17 protein-coding genes and 1 other RNA gene are annotated in these 17,461 nt (G+C 31.8%); all 18 read left to right on the top strand.

Annotation, left to right across the window (positions count from 1 at the left end):
- The first annotated feature begins 10 nt into the window (after nt 1–10).
- The 18 genes from H8707_RS09060 (at nt 11) to sigF (ending at nt 17,292) form a co-directional block, all read left to right on the top strand.
- On the top strand, nt 11–1,048 hold the full coding sequence (locus H8707_RS09060) for a DUF3048 domain-containing protein (protein ID WP_262429828.1): 1,038 nt from the start codon (nt 11–13) through the stop codon (nt 1,046–1,048).
- Nucleotides 1,049–1,062: 14 nt separating this feature from the next.
- Nucleotides 1,063–1,467, top strand: coding sequence for a cytidine deaminase (cdd, locus tag H8707_RS09055; RefSeq protein WP_262429827.1), 405 nt, complete (start codon nt 1,063–1,065; stop codon nt 1,465–1,467).
- Nucleotides 1,468–1,469: 2 nt separating this feature from the next.
- Nucleotides 1,470–2,354 carry a GTPase Era gene (gene era, locus H8707_RS09050; protein WP_262429826.1) on the top strand — a complete coding sequence of 295 codons (885 nt, stop codon included), beginning with the start codon at nt 1,470–1,472 and terminating at the stop codon, nt 2,352–2,354.
- A gap of 11 nt (nt 2,355–2,365) precedes the next feature.
- Nucleotides 2,366–3,112 (top strand): DNA repair protein RecO, encoded by a 747-nt coding sequence (gene recO / locus H8707_RS09045; RefSeq protein ID WP_262429825.1) that lies wholly within the window; start codon nt 2,366–2,368, stop codon nt 3,110–3,112.
- Between the two features lie 328 nt (nt 3,113–3,440).
- On the top strand, nt 3,441–4,328 hold the full coding sequence (glyQ, locus tag H8707_RS09040; protein ID WP_262429824.1) for a glycine--tRNA ligase subunit alpha: 888 nt from the start codon (nt 3,441–3,443) through the stop codon (nt 4,326–4,328).
- Nucleotides 4,321–6,396: a glycine--tRNA ligase subunit beta gene (gene glyS / locus H8707_RS09035; RefSeq protein WP_262429823.1), complete on the top strand. Its 2,076-nt coding sequence runs from the start codon at nt 4,321–4,323 to the stop codon at nt 6,394–6,396. The genes glyQ and glyS overlap by 8 nt, the downstream gene beginning before the upstream one ends.
- 127 nt (nt 6,397–6,523) lie before the next feature.
- A complete protein-coding gene (locus H8707_RS09030) occupies nt 6,524–7,540 on the top strand; it encodes a deoxyguanosinetriphosphate triphosphohydrolase (RefSeq protein WP_262429822.1) in 1,017 nt (338 codons plus the stop codon).
- Between the two features lie 164 nt (nt 7,541–7,704).
- Nucleotides 7,705–9,510: a DNA primase gene (gene dnaG, locus H8707_RS09025; RefSeq protein WP_262429821.1), complete on the top strand. Its 1,806-nt coding sequence runs from the start codon at nt 7,705–7,707 to the stop codon at nt 9,508–9,510.
- A 41-nt stretch (nt 9,511–9,551) separates the two neighbouring features.
- Nucleotides 9,552–10,682, top strand: a complete 1,131-nt coding sequence (gene rpoD / locus H8707_RS09020; protein WP_262429857.1) for an RNA polymerase sigma factor RpoD — start codon at nt 9,552–9,554, stop codon at nt 10,680–10,682.
- Between the two features lie 50 nt (nt 10,683–10,732).
- Nucleotides 10,733–11,428, top strand: coding sequence for a tRNA (adenine(22)-N(1))-methyltransferase (locus H8707_RS09015; protein WP_262429820.1), 696 nt, complete (start codon nt 10,733–10,735; stop codon nt 11,426–11,428).
- Complete coding sequence (locus H8707_RS09010) at nt 11,418–12,209, top strand: Nif3-like dinuclear metal center hexameric protein (protein WP_262429819.1); 792 nt, start codon at nt 11,418–11,420, stop codon at nt 12,207–12,209. Before H8707_RS09015 ends, H8707_RS09010 begins: the two co-directional genes overlap by 11 nt.
- Before the next feature lie 14 nt (nt 12,210–12,223).
- Complete coding sequence (locus H8707_RS09005) at nt 12,224–12,934, top strand: zinc ribbon domain-containing protein (RefSeq protein WP_262429818.1); 711 nt, start codon at nt 12,224–12,226, stop codon at nt 12,932–12,934.
- A gap of 81 nt (nt 12,935–13,015) precedes the next feature.
- Nucleotides 13,016–13,360, top strand: an RNA gene (rnpB, locus tag H8707_RS09000) — RNase P RNA component class A.
- Nucleotides 13,361–13,555: 195 nt separating this feature from the next.
- On the top strand, nt 13,556–14,590 hold the full coding sequence (locus H8707_RS08995; protein ID WP_262429817.1) for a C40 family peptidase: 1,035 nt from the start codon (nt 13,556–13,558) through the stop codon (nt 14,588–14,590).
- Between the two features lie 111 nt (nt 14,591–14,701).
- Nucleotides 14,702–15,562 (top strand): bifunctional 5,10-methylenetetrahydrofolate dehydrogenase/5,10-methenyltetrahydrofolate cyclohydrolase, encoded by an 861-nt coding sequence (locus tag H8707_RS08990; RefSeq protein WP_262429816.1) that lies wholly within the window; start codon nt 14,702–14,704, stop codon nt 15,560–15,562.
- A 181-nt stretch (nt 15,563–15,743) separates the two neighbouring features.
- Nucleotides 15,744–16,085 (top strand): STAS domain-containing protein, encoded by a 342-nt coding sequence (locus H8707_RS08985; RefSeq protein ID WP_262429815.1) that lies wholly within the window; start codon nt 15,744–15,746, stop codon nt 16,083–16,085.
- 5 nt (nt 16,086–16,090) lie between these two features.
- A complete protein-coding gene (gene spoIIAB, locus H8707_RS08980) occupies nt 16,091–16,528 on the top strand; it encodes an anti-sigma F factor (RefSeq protein ID WP_262429814.1) in 438 nt (145 codons plus the stop codon).
- 5 nt (nt 16,529–16,533) lie between these two features.
- Nucleotides 16,534–17,292 (top strand): RNA polymerase sporulation sigma factor SigF, encoded by a 759-nt coding sequence (gene sigF / locus H8707_RS08975; protein ID WP_262429813.1) that lies wholly within the window; start codon nt 16,534–16,536, stop codon nt 17,290–17,292.
- The last annotated feature ends 169 nt before the right edge of the window (nt 17,293–17,461 follow it).

Here is a 17,461-nt window from a genome sequence, read left to right as displayed (position 1 = left end):
GGGGACAAAAATGAAAAAAATTATGACAATGTTACTGATTATAATATTTATTCTTACAGGATGTAAAAAGGAATTAGATGAATCCACTATAATTGATAAACCTATAGTTGATATTGATGATATAATGGAAGAAGACGATGATACACCAAAAAAAATTGGACGACCTTCACCTTTAAGCGGTATATATGCATCAGAGGATAGATTAAATAGAAGAGTTGTGGGTATAATGTTTGACAATCACCCCGGAGCAAGATGGCAGGCAGGATTAAAGGATGCAGAAATTGTATATGAATTTCCTGTTGAGGCGCCATATACTAGGTATTTTGGACTTTATTTAATTAATAGTCCTGAAAGCATAGGACCTATAAGGAGCGCAAGACCTTATTTTGTAACAAAAGCATTAGAATTTGATGCGGTTTATGTACATGTTGGCGGTAGTGAACAGGCTAAATCCGATATCAAAAGCCTTAAAATTGCAGATATTGACGGGCTAACAAGTTCAAATAAGGTTTTTTGGAGAAATAAAAACAAAAAAGCACCAAACAATTTATATTCAAGCATGGAAGTTTTACGTAAGACTCAGGAGGAAAAGGGATATAATTTAAACGGTAATTTCGAATCCTTTAAGTTTAATGAAGAGGATAAAGATATGGTTGGCTATAGCGGTAAGAGTATTTTAATTAACTATATGAGAAATAATAGTACCAAGTATACATATGATGAGGAAAGTAAAGTATATCTAAGACAAAAAGATGGAAAAGATCATATAGACGAATCAGATGGTTCTAGAATAACTGTCAAAAATGTTATTGTTCAAGAAGTAAATACTAAAGTACTCGATAATGAGGGCAGGCTGGAAGTGGAATTAATAGGTGAAGGAATTGGTAAGTATTTTACAAACGGTTATGGCATAGATATAAAATGGGAAAAGAAGGATAGAGGCGGAAAAACCTATTATTATGATGAAAATGGTAAAGAGATAGCATTAAATTCCGGAGTTACATGGATTCAGGTTATAAAGAAAAATTCGGATATTGTTATCGAATAATTGGGGGGGATATCTTGGATAAAAAGGAATTAATTAAAAGAGCTTTGGAAGCACAAACATTAGCCTATGTGCCATATTCAAATTTTCATGTTGGTGCGGCTGTTCTCACCGAAGATGATACAATATATTCAGGGTGCAATATAGAGATATCTTCATATTCGCCTACTATATGTGCAGAGAGGACAGCAATATTTAAAGCTATATCCGAAGGACATACTAATATAAAAGCTATAGCAATAGTAGGAGATTCGAATCCTACTTTTCCATGCGGCGTTTGCAGACAAGTAATAAGAGAATTTGGAAAAGATGCTAAAATAATCATTGCAAATTCTGCGGATAACTATAAGATGTACACATTAGATGAATTGCTTCCTCATAGTTTTGGTCCGGAGGATTTAGATAATAAATTAGGAGAATAAATATGTATAAATCGGGATTTGTGACTGTAATTGGCAGACCAAATGTTGGGAAGTCAACATTGTTAAATAAAATCATTGGAGAAAAAATATCCATTATTTCAGATAAACCTCAAACTACAAGAAATAAAATTCAGATGGTTTATACCGAGGAGAATTGTCAGATTGTATTTCTGGATACTCCTGGGATACAAATGCCTAGAAATGCTCTTGGTGAGTATATGCTAAAAATCTCAAAGAGTACTTTGGAAGAAGTTGATATAATCACATTTATGGTAGATGATAGCATGGAAGTAGGGAAGCTTGACGGATATATTTTAAAGGAATTAAGAGATATTTTTACTCCTATTATTCTGTTAATAAACAAAACGGATAGATTGAATGAAGAATCTATTACAAAACTAATTAATAAATATAACAATTTAAATATATTTAAAGAAATCATACCAATTTCAGCAATAAATGATGACAATATTGATAGATATATAAAGACGATTAAAGAAATGATTCCGGAGGGACCACAATATTTCCCCGAGGATATGATAACCGATCAGCCTGAAAGATTTATAATATCAGAGATAATAAGAGAAAAAGCATTGCTTAACCTGGACGAGGAAATACCACATGGAATATATGTAGAGATTGATAGCATTAAAAGTAGGGAAGGCAAGGATTTGATAGATGTATTCGCCAACCTTTATTGCGAGAAAAAGTCACATAAGGGAATTATAATAGGAAAAAACGGTCAAAAACTACGTGAAATTGGTCAAAGCTCCAGAGAAGATATAGAAAAACTATTAGGGAGTAATATCAATCTGCAGATTTGGGTTAAGGTTGAGAAAAACTGGAGAGAAAGAGAAAATAAGGTTAAATATTTCGGCTATAAGTAGAAGGTGTAAAGTTGATTAAAACAGAGGGAATTGTTTTAAATGAGATAAGATATAAGGAAACCAGCAAGATATTGAACATATATACTAAAGAATTAGGCAAAGTAACTGTTATGGCTCAAGGTGCTTTTAGACCTAAGTCCAGCTTAATGGCCAGTACGCAAAGTTTTACATTGAGTGAATTTTATTTAAAAAAAGGACGAAATTTTTATTATATCAATAACTCGGATGTCCTTGATTCCTATTATTCTATCAGAGAAAATATGGAAAGAATGATCTATGGCTTTTATATCTTAGAATTGATTGAAAAATCAACGCCCTTTGAAGAAGAAAATGAAAGAATATTTTTATTGTTAAAAAAAGGATTAAAAATACTGTCTGAATTGGACAGGGACTTTTTAAAATTTGTTGCTGCTTATGAAGTTAAATTTATTTCTTTCTTAGGTTATAGACCATATTTAAATAGATGTGTTAACTGCAATAAGGAAATTAAATCAGATATGAAGTTTAGTAGTATAAACGGAGGATTATTATGTGAAGAGTGCTATTCTATAGATTTATCAGCTAAGTCCGTAGACAGTTTATTTGTAAAAGGACTAAATGATTTACTATATTCATCTCTTGACTCTTTAGACGATGTCAATATATTCAATACAACCTTAAAATCTATTCACGATGTATTATTAAACTACATTTTGTTAAACATAGAAAGAAAAGAGTTTAAATCTTTAAATATTTTAAATTCAATAGGAGAGTTTTAAAGGAAATAAACTCTACTATTGACATAGTAAGGTATTTTTGTTAAATTTATATTCATGAATTGAATTTATACAATGATGAAGAAAGTAACCAATATCAGTTATTAAAGTGAGTCTAGGATAGTGAGAGCTAGATATAATTATTTTGGTGAAAGGAGCTTTGGAGTATGTTCTATTAAAAGAGTGCCTATTATAGGTTTGATATTAATAAGATTCATTCCTGTATAGAATGGTATTAAGTAGGGTGGAACCACGGAAGGAACCTTTCGTCCCTATAGGGATGATAAGGTTTTTTGTCTTTTGGAATAAAGTTTTATTAAGGAGGGTTTATATGTTTTTTCAGGATTTGATGCTGAAATTACTTAGTTATTGGGGTGAAAAAGATTGTATAATAATGGAACCATATGATGTAGAAAAAGGTGCAGGCACAATGAATCCGCATACATTTCTCAGAGCTTTAGGCCCTGAACCATGGAGGGTCGTATATGTAGAACCCTCAAGGAGACCTGCAGATGCAAGATATGGTGAAAATCCTAATAGAGTATATCAGCATCATCAATTACAAGTTATCTTAAAGCCATCACCTGAAAATGTTCAAGATTTATATTTAGATAGCCTTAAAGCTATTGGAATAGATCCGATAAAGCATGATATAAGATTTGTAGAAGATAATTGGGAAGCTCCGACATTAGGTGCATGGGGTTTGGGCTGGGAAGTCTGGTTGGATGGAATGGAAATCACTCAATTCACTTATTTTCAGCAAGTTGGAAGCATCAATTGTGAGCTGGAATCAGCAGAGTTAACCTATGGGCTGGAAAGGATTGCAATGTATCTCCAAGATGTGGATAATATATTTGATATAAAGTGGAATAGAAACATAACTTATGGAGAAGTATTTAATAAGGCAGAATATGAACATTCTGTATATAGCTTTGAAAAAGCAGATATCAATACTCTAAAGGGATTATTCAATACCTATGAGAATGAAGCTTACAAAACTTTAGATAGTTCATTGGTATTGCCGGGATATGATTACGTTCTTAAATGCTCCCATACATTCAACGTTTTAGATGCTAGGGGTGCTATATCTGTTTCGGAGAGAACAAACTATATCGGAAGAGTTAGGAATCTGGCAAGGATAGTAGCCTCTAAATATCTTGAGCAAAGAAAAGATATGGGGTTTCCATTGCTGGATAAGGAGGTGGGCATAGATGAGTAAATATCTTTTAGAAATAGGCGTGGAAGAGATACCTGCTAATGTTATTCATGATACAATAAATCAAATTAAAAATATCAGTAATGATTTATTGAAAAAAGACAGACTTATATACACAGATTTGGAAGTTTACACAACACCAAGAAGACTTATTTTAACTATTAATGGAATAAAAAATATGCAGGAATCCATAGAAGAAAAAGTAAAAGGCCCTTCAGTAAAAATAGCATATGATAGCGAAGGGAAACCATCAAAAGCTCTTATGGGATTTATGAAAGGTCATGATATAGATGAAAATTCATTAACAGTTGAAAAAATAAATGGTGAAGATTATATTTATGCCTTAATTAAAAAGATGAACAAATCAATAGAAGAAATTCTTTCAAATGATATGCCTGCGCTAATAAGAAGTATTTCTTTTCCAAAGTCTATGAAATGGGGAGGAAAAAATTTAAAATTTGTCAGGCCTATAAGATGGCTTGTATCTCTTTTAGATGACAAGGTTATACCATTTAATCTGGAAGGAATTAAAGCTTCTAATATTACAAGAGGACATAGGTTCTTGGGAAGCAGTCATATAGTAATAGATAATGTGGACGATTATGCTAAGTTACTTAGAGAGAATTATGTTATAATCGATCAAAATGAAAGAAAAGAGCTTATAAAATATGGTTCTGAAAGATTGGTTAGGGAAAAGGGAGGTACTATATTGCTTGATGAAGATCTCCTTGATGAAGTAACAAATATCGTAGAGTATCCTACACCTATAATAGGAAGAATAAAAGATGAATATCTAAGCTTACCTATGGATGTAGTTATTACACCTATGAAAGAGCATCTAAGGTATTTTCCGGTAGTAGATGACAAGAAGAGGCTGTTGCCATATTTCATAACTGTTAGAAATGGTGATGACAGATATATTGATATTGTTGTTAAGGGAAATGAAAAAGTATTGGGTGCAAGACTGGAAGATGCTAAATTTTTCTACAAAGAGGATATAAAATATCCACTGGAAAAATATGTTGAACGATTAAACAATATAACTTTTCAAGAAAAACTGGGTACATTGTATCAAAAAACAAAGCGTATACAAAAATTATCATGTAAAATTGGAAATTACTTGGAGGTTGGAGATGAAACCGTAAAAAATGTGGATCGGGCGGCGTTCCTTTCCAAGGCGGATTTAGTTACTAAAATTGTAAGTGAATTTACAGAATTACAAGGCAAAATGGGAATGGAATATGCTAAAATCTCCAATGAAAATGAAATAGTTTCTATAGCCATATTTGAACAATATTTACCAAGGTATTCCGGAGATCAGCTCCCATCCACTACTGCCGGATCAATATTGTCAATTGCTGATAAATTGGATTCTATTGCCGGATTGTTTGCAATAGGCATACAGCCTTCGGGGTCTCAAGACCCGTTTGGATTGAGAAGAAGTGCCTTGGGTATTATCAACATAATACTTGATAAGAAGTGGAATATTTCACTCAATGAAATAGTTGATTTCGCTTTATATATTTATGTTGAAGAAAATGGACTGGCATTTGATTACAACAAGATAAAGTCTGATATTATGGGCTTTTTTATCGCAAGAATAAGAAATATGTTCATGGATATGAATATTCGACATGATATTATCGAAGCAGTAGTAAGTACAAATATAGATGACATCTATGATTTAAAAATCAGAGCAATTAAATTGAATGAGTGGCTGAAAAAAGATGGTCTTCAAGATATTTTAACAGCCTTTAACAGGGTATCAACTCTTGCTGTAAAAGCTCCTTCAAATGAGATTAAAAGAGATCTATTAACAGAGGATGAGTTGAACCTGTATGACAGCTATAACAATATAGAGGAGAAAGTTCTTAACTTAATTGAGAAAAAGGAATATGATAAGGCATTAGACTTATTGATAACTTTAAAGGATCCTATAGATAATTTCTTTGAGAAGGTTATGGTCATGGTGGAAGATGAAACGCTTAAAAATAATAGATTAGGTCTATTGAAAACAATTTACGATACCATGATGAAAGTATGCGATTTATCAAAAATAAATAAATTATAGCCTAGAAAGAAGTGTTTTGAAACACTTCTTTTTCAATGTATAAAAATTTTAAACAAAAAGAAGGATAATTTGAATTTATGTTGTATATATAAAATAGGAGTATTTATACTTAAGCGGGGTAGATATAATGAATATTAGAGAACAAACTGAGGAATGGGAAGAAATTAGGCTATCCAAGTATGCGACTTTGAGTAAAAACTCAAAGGGGAGAAAAACATATGAAGAAAAATGCACTATAAGAACTGATTTTATGAGAGATAGAGATAGGATAATTCACTCTAAGTCTTTTAGAAGATTAAAGCATAAGACGCAGGTTTTTATAGCGCCTGAAGGCGACCATTTTAGGACAAGACTTACTCATACTCTGGAAGTATCCCAAATAGCAAGAACTCTAGCCCGTGCTTTACGTCTTAATGAAGACTTGGTGGAAGCAATCTCATTGGGACATGATTTAGGGCATACACCTTTTGGGCATACAGGTGAGAAGGTATTAAACAGTCTAAACCCTCATGGTTTTGATCACAGCAAACAGAGTATAAGAGTAGTAGACTTTTTAGAGCATAAAGAGAACAAAATTGGACTAAATTTGACATATGAAGTACGAGAAGGTATAATAAAACATTCTGGTAATAATTTAAGCAATACATTGGAAGGACAAGTAGTAAAATATGCTGATAGGATAGCGTATATAAATCATGATATAGATGATGCAATAAGAGCAGATATAATTAAGAATGAGGATTTGCCGGAAGATTGTGTTGTTATTTTAGGGAGAACTCATGGTATTAGAATAAATACTATGATTATAGATATTATCAACAATAGTATGGATGAGAAATATATATTAATGAGTGAAGAAATAGATAAAGCAACTAATAAATTAAGGGACTTTATGTTTGAAAATGTTTATTTAAATAAGTCTGCAAAATCAGAAGAAGAAAAAACAGAATATATTATTACCGAATTATTTAACTATTATTTAAAAGATTTGGAGAAACTTCCGAAAGAGCATCTGAAAATATATGAGCATGTAGATTCGGAAAAGGAAGATATCATTTGTGATTATATAGCAGGTATGACTGACAGGTATGTTGTAAATCTTTTTACAAATAATTTTCTACCAAAACCTTGGGAAAAATTTTAAAAAAAGAAGGATTTTTAATATTTTATGTCGAATAAGGGTATATATCGAGGTATAAAATGACCTTGATCTTTATTACGAATAGGAAAATTTTCAATTTAATAAAAGCAATAAAAACATTATAACGATGTATTATATATATTTGGTAGGTGTTAATAGGTGATAATATGACATTATATATTAGTGATGAAATAATTCAAAAAGTTAAAGAAGATTCGGATATTGTAAATATAGTATCCGAATATGTAAATTTAAAAAAATCAGGGTCGAATTATGTAGGACTTTGTCCTTTCCATAGCGAAAAAACTCCATCTTTTACAGTTTCTGAAACTAAGCAATATTACCATTGTTTTGGTTGCGGAGAAGGGGGAGATATAGTTTCATTTATAATGAAAAAGGAAAACCTTGAGTTTTTAGATGCAGTTAAATTTCTGGCGGACAAGCTTGGCATTGAAATAGAAGATAAAGCTGTAAACTTCAACGATAAAGAGGATAAAAGTGAGATCTATGAAATCAACAAAGTATCTGCAAGATATTTTCGTGACAATTTATATAAAAACTCTTTTGCTTTGGAGTATCTAAGGAAAAGAAATATAAATGCAAAGACTATAAGACAATTCGGTTTAGGATTTTCATTAAATAGCTGGGACAATTTATACAGATATTTGTCTCAAAAAGGATATTCTGATAACGCAATAGAAAAAGCAGGACTTATAGGTAAGAAAAGTGGTAATAATGGATATTATGATAAGTTTAGAAATAGGATTATTTTTCCTATAATTGATACTAAATCAAGGGTTATCGGTTTTGGGGGTAGGGTATTAGATGATTCTCATCCCAAATATTTGAATTCCCAAGATACAATTGCTTTTAATAAGGGCAATCATTTATACGGTCTAAATTTATTGAACAAACATTCAAACAGAAAAAGAATACTTCTTGTAGAAGGGTATATGGATGTAATTTCATTATATGCGAAAGGTATAAATTATAGCGTAGCTAGCCTTGGTACAGCTTTGACTGATAGGCAATGTAAGCTTATTAAAAGATATGGAGAAGAAGTGTATATCTGTTACGATTCAGATTTAGCAGGTATCAACGCTGCTTTAAGAGCTATAGATTTAATGCTTAAGGTTGATGTCAATCCTAGAATCATTTCTTTACCAAAGGGTATGGATCCGGATGATTATATAAATCAAAAAGGGCTAATAGAATTTGAAAAACAATTAAATAATTCCCTTAATTATATGGATTTTAAAATAAATATAATTAGGGAAAAGTATGATTTAGAAAAGCTTGAAGAGAAAGTGAACTTTACTAAAGAAATAGCAAATTTAATTAAGGGTTTGAAAAGCCCCATTGAACAGGATGTCTATATTGATAAGATATCAGATAAAACAGGTATTTCAAAAGAAGCTATAGAAAAGGAAATAAGAGGTAAATTTTATAAAAAAAAGGAATTATATAAAAAGGATATTATCAAGGAAAATATAAAACCCATTAAAACCATATTGCCGACAGCTTATTTAAAGGCTGAAATGGATATCATAAGGCTATCAATCACTGACAAAGATTATTATGAAATAATCGCTGATAGGTTAAAATTTAGAGATTTTGAATCCAATGAATGCAGAATGATATATGAATTAATAGGTAAAATGTATGCGAATGAAGAAAATATAGACGAAAAGGTATTATTTGTAAAGACATTGGAAATACCTAATTTAGACAAGGAAACTGTAAACAATATATTTAAAAACACATTAAATTATCAACCTTCTAATATAAATAGAATTATAGATGATTTAATAAATACCATTTTAGTCAGTAAATTGTTAAATAAAAGAAAAGAACTTATTGTTAAAATAGAGGAGCTTGAAAAAATCAAAAGAAATAGTGACGAAGAGTCATTGTTATTAAGACTTTGTTTAGAACTTACAGCACTGAACAAAGAAATTAATCTCATTAATTGAGTAGGGAGGAACTTGAATTGGAAGAAAATAATAAAGACCCAATGAAAAAACAAAAAGATAAATTAGAGTCTGAAAAAAAGTTAATATCAAAGGGGAAAAAGAATGGTATTTTAACATACAAGGAAATAATGGATACTTTGGAGGAAATTTCTATGGAACCGGAAGAGATTGATAATTTATACCAAAAAATCGAAGATGCCGGTATTGATATTATAGGAGATAAAGTAGAAGAATTGTTGTTAGAAGACGAAGATGATGATGATTTAGATAAGGATTTGGATAAAGATCCTGAAAAAGAATTTAAAAAGATTAAAGAAGACGATTTATCTGTACCAAAAGGGGTAAATATTGATGATCCTGTAAGGATGTATCTGAAGGAAATAGGAAAGATCCCATTATTAACCGGAGAAGAAGAAATCGAATTGGCTAAGAGAATGGAAGCAGGAGATGAAGAAGCCAAGAAAAAACTTGCAGAGGCAAATTTGAGACTTGTGGTAAGCATTGCAAAGCGTTATGTCGGAAGAGGTATGCTATTTTTAGATTTAATTCAAGAAGGAAATCTTGGGCTTATGAAAGCTGTCGAGAAATTTGAATATAAAAAAGGATTTAAATTTAGTACCTATGCTACATGGTGGATTAGACAGGCAATAACCAGGGCGATTGCTGATCAAGCCAGGACAATTCGAATTCCTGTTCATATGGTTGAAACAATAAATAAACTAGTTAGAGTTCAAAGGCAATTAGTTCAAGAATTAGGCAGGGATCCTTTACCTGAGGAAATCGGTAAGGAGATGAATCTTGATGTGGATAAAGTTCGCGAGATAATGAAAATAGCTCAAGAACCCGTTTCTCTGGAAACACCAATAGGCGAGGAAGAAGACAGCCATTTAGGGGATTTTATTCCCGATGATGAGGTGCTGGCTCCTGCAGAAGCGGCTACATTTACCATGCTTAGGGAACAATTGATTGACGTATTAGATAGCTTAACTCCGAGAGAACAAAAAGTACTGCGACTTAGATTTGGTTTAGATGACGGAAGAGCAAGAACACTGGAAGAAGTGGGCAAAGAATTTGATGTAACTAGGGAAAGAATAAGACAAATAGAAGCAAAGGCCTTAAGAAAATTGAGACATCCAAGCAGAAGTAAAAAATTAAAGGATTTTTTGGAATAGAAAAGATTCGCTTATTTGCGAATCTTTTATGTTGGAAAGGAAGATATTTTATGAAATTATCAAATCGACTTAAAGAAATAGTAAGACTTACACCACAGAATTCTATCGTTGGTGATATAGGAACAGATCATGGATATATACCTGCATATTTGATTCAGAATAATATATCAAAATATATTATTGCCACAGATATAAGTCAAGGCTCTTTAAATAAGGCAATTGAATATGTAAAGATAGCTAACCTTGAAAATAAAATAGAAACTAGATTAGGCAATGGCTTGGAAATACTTCAACCATTTGAAATAGATACAGTCATCATAGCGGGAATGGGAGGTTTGTTAATCAAAGAGATACTTGAGAAAAATCAAAATATGACAGATTCAATAACAAATTTCATCTTCCAGCCAATGATAGCAAGTCGAGAACTTAGAGACTATCTTATACATAATAAATTCAAAATCATTGAAGAAAGTTTAGCAAAGGAGGATGATAAATTCTATGAGATAATCTATGCTAAAAAAGGTCTAGATTTTGTTGACAAGGATATATATTTTGAGATTGGGAAATCTTTGATAATGGAAAAACATCCCTTACTAAAGGAATTCCTTCAAAATAAGATTCAAAGTGTATTAAACATTATAGAGGATTTGGAAGAAACTCCTTCCGAAAAGGGAAGGGCAAGATATGAGGAATTAACAGAGAAGATTAAGGATTATAAGGAGGTGTTAACGGAAATTGAAAGCTAAAGATATAATAAATGCAATGGATAGTTGGGCTGATAGCAAACTTATTGATTCTTGGGACAATACCGGATTTCAGGTGGGTTGTGATGATTCTCATATAGAAAGGATACTTGTTGCATTAGACACAAATGAGGATGTATTAAACACAGCAATTAAAGAAAATTATCAAATGATAATCACCCATCACCCAATAATTTTCAAACCATTGAATAGTATAACGAACAGGACATACAAAGAAAGACTTATACTAAGTGCAATAAGGGAAGATATCACAATTTATAACGCTCATTCAAATTTGGATTTAGCCATAGGCGGAGTCAATGATATTTTGGCAGATATGTTAGAACTTAAAAATGCTACTTGTTTGAGCATATCAAAAATATATGATGATAAAATTTATGGATATGGAAGGATAGGTGATATAGAAAAGAGAACTGCAATAGAGTATTTAGGCTTAGTTAAGTCAAAATTAGATGTGGATTATATCTCTGTTTTTGGAGATATCAATAAATCTATTTCAAGGGTAGCTGTATGTGGTGGCAGCGGTTCGGATTTTATTTATGATGCTTATAAAATGGGTGCAGACATTTACATAACCGGGGATATAAAGTATCATGATGCTGAAATGGCAGTGCAATTAGGATTGCTCTTGGCAGATGCCGGTCACTATCATACAGAAAAGATAATATTGTCTGAAATCAAGAAATATCTGGACGAAAGATTTCATAATGAGATTTACATTAAGATTTATGAGGAACCATCCGTTAAATGTCAATTATATTAAAATGGAGGGATTTTATGTCTCAGCTAGATTTTATTTGGGAACTGGAAAATCACTATAATGCATTGGAGAATCATAAAGAAAATCTGGATATTATTAAAAAGGATTTAAAAATGAAACAAATTTTGGAACAATTTAATAATATCAAGGAGAAAGTAGATAATCTAAATGATAGGATTAAATCGAACAAGAGCGCTTTAAATAGAAGCAATAGATTTTTAAACACTTATGATTTTAAGATTAAAGAAATAGATGCAGATTTATATAATGGTAAAATCAACGATATAAAACAGATCAATTATTTAATTGAAGAAAAAGACAAATTAAAAATCAAAATAGAAGATATTGAAACAGAAATACTGACCCTGATGGAAGAAAATGATTCTTTGGAAGAAGAATATATAGTTTCTACGGATTTATTAAATAAAATTGCCAATCAAATTGAAAATTTAAAGGAATCAAATAGCGAAATGCAAAAAAGTTTAGTGGAAAAGATTGAATATGAAAATATTCAAATTAAAAGCTTAAATGAAAAAATTAACAAAGACATTTTAAACAGATACCAAGTGCTGAAGAAAAGCAAAAGACGCGGTATAGTAACTGCCGAAAATTTTGTGTGTGGCGGTTGCAATATGTTTGTCTCTATGTATGCAAGAGAAAGACTTCAAAAAAAGGAAATAGTTTTTTGTGAATCTTGCGGTAGGATACTGTATTTACCCGAGGATTAATGATATATATTTTGTCATTTCGGTTTTCCTTTCCAAATTATGTTTTTGCAAATAGCTTATAAATATGTTATATTATTATAGAGAGTAAGTTGTGTGGTCGCGTGCCAAAAGCATGAGGAAAGTCCGTGCTCTACAGAGCGTGATGCTGGATAACGTCCAGTGGGGGCGACCCTAAGGAAAGTGCAACAGAAAGAAACCGCCTAGCATATCAAGTGTGAGGTAAGGATGGAAAGGCGAGGTAAGAGCTCACCAGCATTTAGGTGACTAAATGGCTATGTAAACCCCATCAAGAGCAAGACCAAAAGAGAACAAAAAAAGCAGCTGCTCGTTGCTGTTCAAATGGTAGGTCGCAGGAATCTATTGGTAACAACAGATCTAGATAGATGACCATATAAACAGAACACGGCTTATAGACTTACTCATTGATATGGAAATCCTAGGGTGATACCCTGGGATTTTCTTTATTTTTCAACTTTTTTCAACTATTTTGTAACTTTTTTGTAATAATTATGTTGCCAATAGCAATAGATTATAATATAATAATTACAGTTAAGTAAATCTTTACGGTTTTATGCTTTAATAATTCTGTGGATTAAATCAAATAAAGGGGGAGTGTTTATTTTGGAGTCAAAAAGACACAATCTGCCAATGGTTGTAGCATTATTGTCTATAGTATTGTTGTTAGGATTTAAAGACACTGGAAAATTCGTTAAGGAATATAAAGCTATAAAGGATGACGGAACTCAAATTGCTTTCAACAAAGGTGATGTTGTTGATGTTGTAAAGGAAAGAGAAGACTCATTCTTGATACAATATGGAAAAGAAGGTATAAAGATACCCAAAGATGTGCTAATTCGCACTACAAATAGTTCGCTTAAATACAAAGTAGTTAATAATACACCGTTATTAGACAAGCCGGAAGGCACAATGATTAAAATATTAAATGTTGATGATTTTGTAACTCCTGAAAGAATAGAAGGAGAATACGGTTTGTTTAAAACTACAGAAAATATCAGCGGATATGTGAAACTGGCAGAGCTGCAGCCTTATAACTCTGAATCTTTAACTCAAGGCATATCATTAGTAAATAAAGTTATAAAAAAAGATGATAAGTGTTATGTATTAACACAAGGTGATTCAGTTGTTATAAAAGATTATGTAGATGGAAAGTTCATCATTGCTGATGGAAACGTGAATGAATTTTCAGTAAATGATAATGATATAGAATTGAGAAGTGCTAGAGAGCAGGTTTCCAGGTCCTCTGGTTCAAGAAAATCTCAAATATTAAGTAAAGCTGTAGCATCAGCGTATAGCAAGCTTGGAAAACCATATGTTTATGCAGATACTGGAAGAAGAGGTTATGATTGTTCAGGACTTACATACTCGATTTATTCCATGGAATTGGGAATTAAAATTCCTAGATCATCATCTGAACAAGCACAGGTAGGCACGTACATAGATAAATCCGAATTAATACCGGGAGACTTATTATTCTTCAATACAAGCGGCAGAGGAATATCCCATGTAGGGATATATATAGGAGACGGAAATATGATTCATGCCTCCTCCAGCACTGCAAAAAAAGTAACAATCTCCACTATTGAATCGGGTTATTACGGTCAAAGATATGTAACAGCCAGGAGAATTGTAAATTAAATTTTTGAATATGAATTGCATGAGCACTATTAATTTAGTGCTTTTTTTTTAAATCCTTGTAATAAACCAAAGCTATGCTATAATATGGGTAAATAAAAGAGGAGGGATATTGTGACAGAGATTTTAAAGGGAAGCCTTGTTGCTAAAAAAATAAAGGAATCTATGGCTGAAAGAATAAAGGAATTAGAAAGTAAGGGCAAAACTTCGACAATAGGTGTAGTTAGATTGGGTAGTGATCCCAGTGATATATCCTACGAAAAAAGCATCATAAAAAGCTGCGAAAAGCTTGGTATCAAATCTATTGTATATGAAAAAGACGAGAATATAAGCACAGATGATTTAATGCAATTTATGGATGTCTTAAATAAAAATGATTATATTTCGGGGATTCTTTTGTTTAGGCCGTTGCCGAAACATATCGACGAGGAAAGAATAAGAACCTCCATAAGTCCGGATAAGGATGTTGACTGTATGCATCCGCTCAATCTGGAATTGATCTTTGAAGGAGATATGGAAGGGTTTGCACCGGCTACTCCTAAAGCCGCTATGGAAATACTTATTCACAATAATATTGAATTGGAAGGCAAAAATGTAGTGATAATTAACAGGTCAATGGTAGTTGGTAAGCCTTTGGCAATGATGCTGCTTCAAAAAAATGCTACAGTTACTATTTGTCATTCCAGAACTAAAAATTTAGAAGAGCTTACTAGAAATGCCGATATTGTTGTAACAGCATTAGGGAAAGCTAAATATTTTGATAAAAAATATTTCACTGAAAAATCAATTGTTATAGATGTAGGTGTAAGTTTGGATAGGGAAGGAAATTTAAGCGGTGATGTGGATTTTGACAGTGTATCTGATTTTGTAGAAGCGATAACACCTGTTCCCGGAGGGGTAGGTAGCGTTACGACTACTGTACTTTTAAATCAAGTTGTAAAGGCATGCTTTAGGCAGTTGACAGAGGATAGATGAGAGTTAAAAATTAAGAGGGGATTTCTCCATTACAGTCGAAATGACGCCTTTGGCTTTTGTCATTTCCGACCAACTTGGAGGGATCTCCTTTTTTCTCATTAATCGACAAAAATAGTTAAAATTCTTTGAAGGAGAAAACTATATTTATGTTGAATATTCACATAAGCTAGGGGGGATAAATTTGAGTTATACTATAGATACTGAAAAAAATAATTTGATTGTTCATTTTTATGGGGAATTAGATCACCATATAAGCGAAAAAGCAAGGCTAAAGATTGATATGAAATATAAAGAGAGCAGCCTTAAAAATATAATCCTTGATTTAACGCAGCTTTCATTGATGGATAGTTCCGGAATTGGGCTTATTATGGGAAGGTATAAAAATGCAACTGAAAATAAAGGAAAATTAGCAATAGTTAGTTCAAATGTATATGTTGATAAGTTGATTAGGATGTCAGGGTTATTAAAAATAATTGAAGTTTATAAAAATATAGATGATGCTTTAGAAACTTTAGAGGGGTGATGATTATGGATAAAAATTATATGAAATTAGAATTTTTAAGTAAGTCTTCAAATGAATCTTTTGCTAGGGTTGTTGTAGCTAGTTTCGCGTCTCAATTGGATCCTACTTTAGAGGAACTATCTGATATAAAAACAGCAGTATCGGAGGCCGTTACAAATGCCATAATACATGGCTATGAATATGGAGATGGTATGATAACCGTAGAGGCAAGTATAAATAGAAATGAAATCGAAATTAGCATTACAGACGAAGGCAAAGGTATTGAAGATATAAAGCAGGCTATGGAGCCTTTTTATACTTCTAAGCCTGATTTAGATAGATCCGGTATGGGTTTTACAGTTATGGAAACATTTATGGATGATTTGATAGTGGAAAGCCATAAGGATAAAGGCACAATAGTTACCATGAAGAAAAAGATAAATACCTCTATTGATAAGGAGTAGATATTATGAGCTCTGAGGGAAATAGAAAGGCTCTATTATCCCATGAAGAGACGATAGATTTAATTAATAAATCTCAGAATGGGGACAAACGAGCTAAAGAGATTCTGGTAGAGAGTAATTTGGGGTTGATCAGATCTGTCTTAAAAGGTTTTATGAATAGGGGATATGATACAGAGGATTTATTTCAAATAGGTAGCATAGGTCTTTTAAAAGCGATAGATAAATTTGACAATTCATATGATGTAAAATTTTCTACATATGCTGTGCCAATGATCATTGGGGAAATCAAAAGATTTTTAAGAGATGATGGCATCATAAAGGTAAGCAGATCCCTTAAACAAGTAGCAGGAATGGCAAAGTCTGCAGAAGAGAAACTACAAAAAGAATTGGGAAGAGAACCGACTATCCAAGAGATTTCAGAAGAAATTGGTATTGAAAAAGAAGAAATCGTAATGGCGCTTGAATCCTCTTATCAACCTGAATATTTATATGATGTGGTTCATCAAAACGAAGGTTCGCCATTATATCTTATAGACAAAATAAGCTTAGAGCCTGAAGAAGATGAAAATTTAATAGACAATATAGTTTTAAAGGAAATATTGAATCAACTTAAGCCTAGAGATAGGCAAGTGATAATATTGAGATATTTTAAGGACAAAACTCAAACTGAAGTTGCGCAAATGTTGGGCATATCGCAAGTGCAAGTTTCCCGCATCGAAAAGAGGATAATCGATGATATGAGGAAAATACTAGCAAAGGCATGATATGCCTTTTTTGTATTAAAAATGAGAATAGGCAAATAATAGTATTAACAGAGCAATCTGGTAATATGTCAAGATAAAAAAACAAATAAAAACAAAAGAAATGATTAAAAAAGGGCAAAATTAATAGAACCTCTTAAATTCAAAGAAAAAAACAGGATAGAGAGAAAAA

Origin of the sequence: Paratissierella segnis, from assembly GCF_014385195.1 — a bacterium.
Classification (GTDB): domain Bacteria; phylum Bacillota; class Clostridia; order Tissierellales; family Tissierellaceae; genus Paratissierella; species Paratissierella segnis.
Note: the sequence above shows the minus strand (reverse complement) of the source record. Positions and strands in the feature narration are given on the sequence as shown.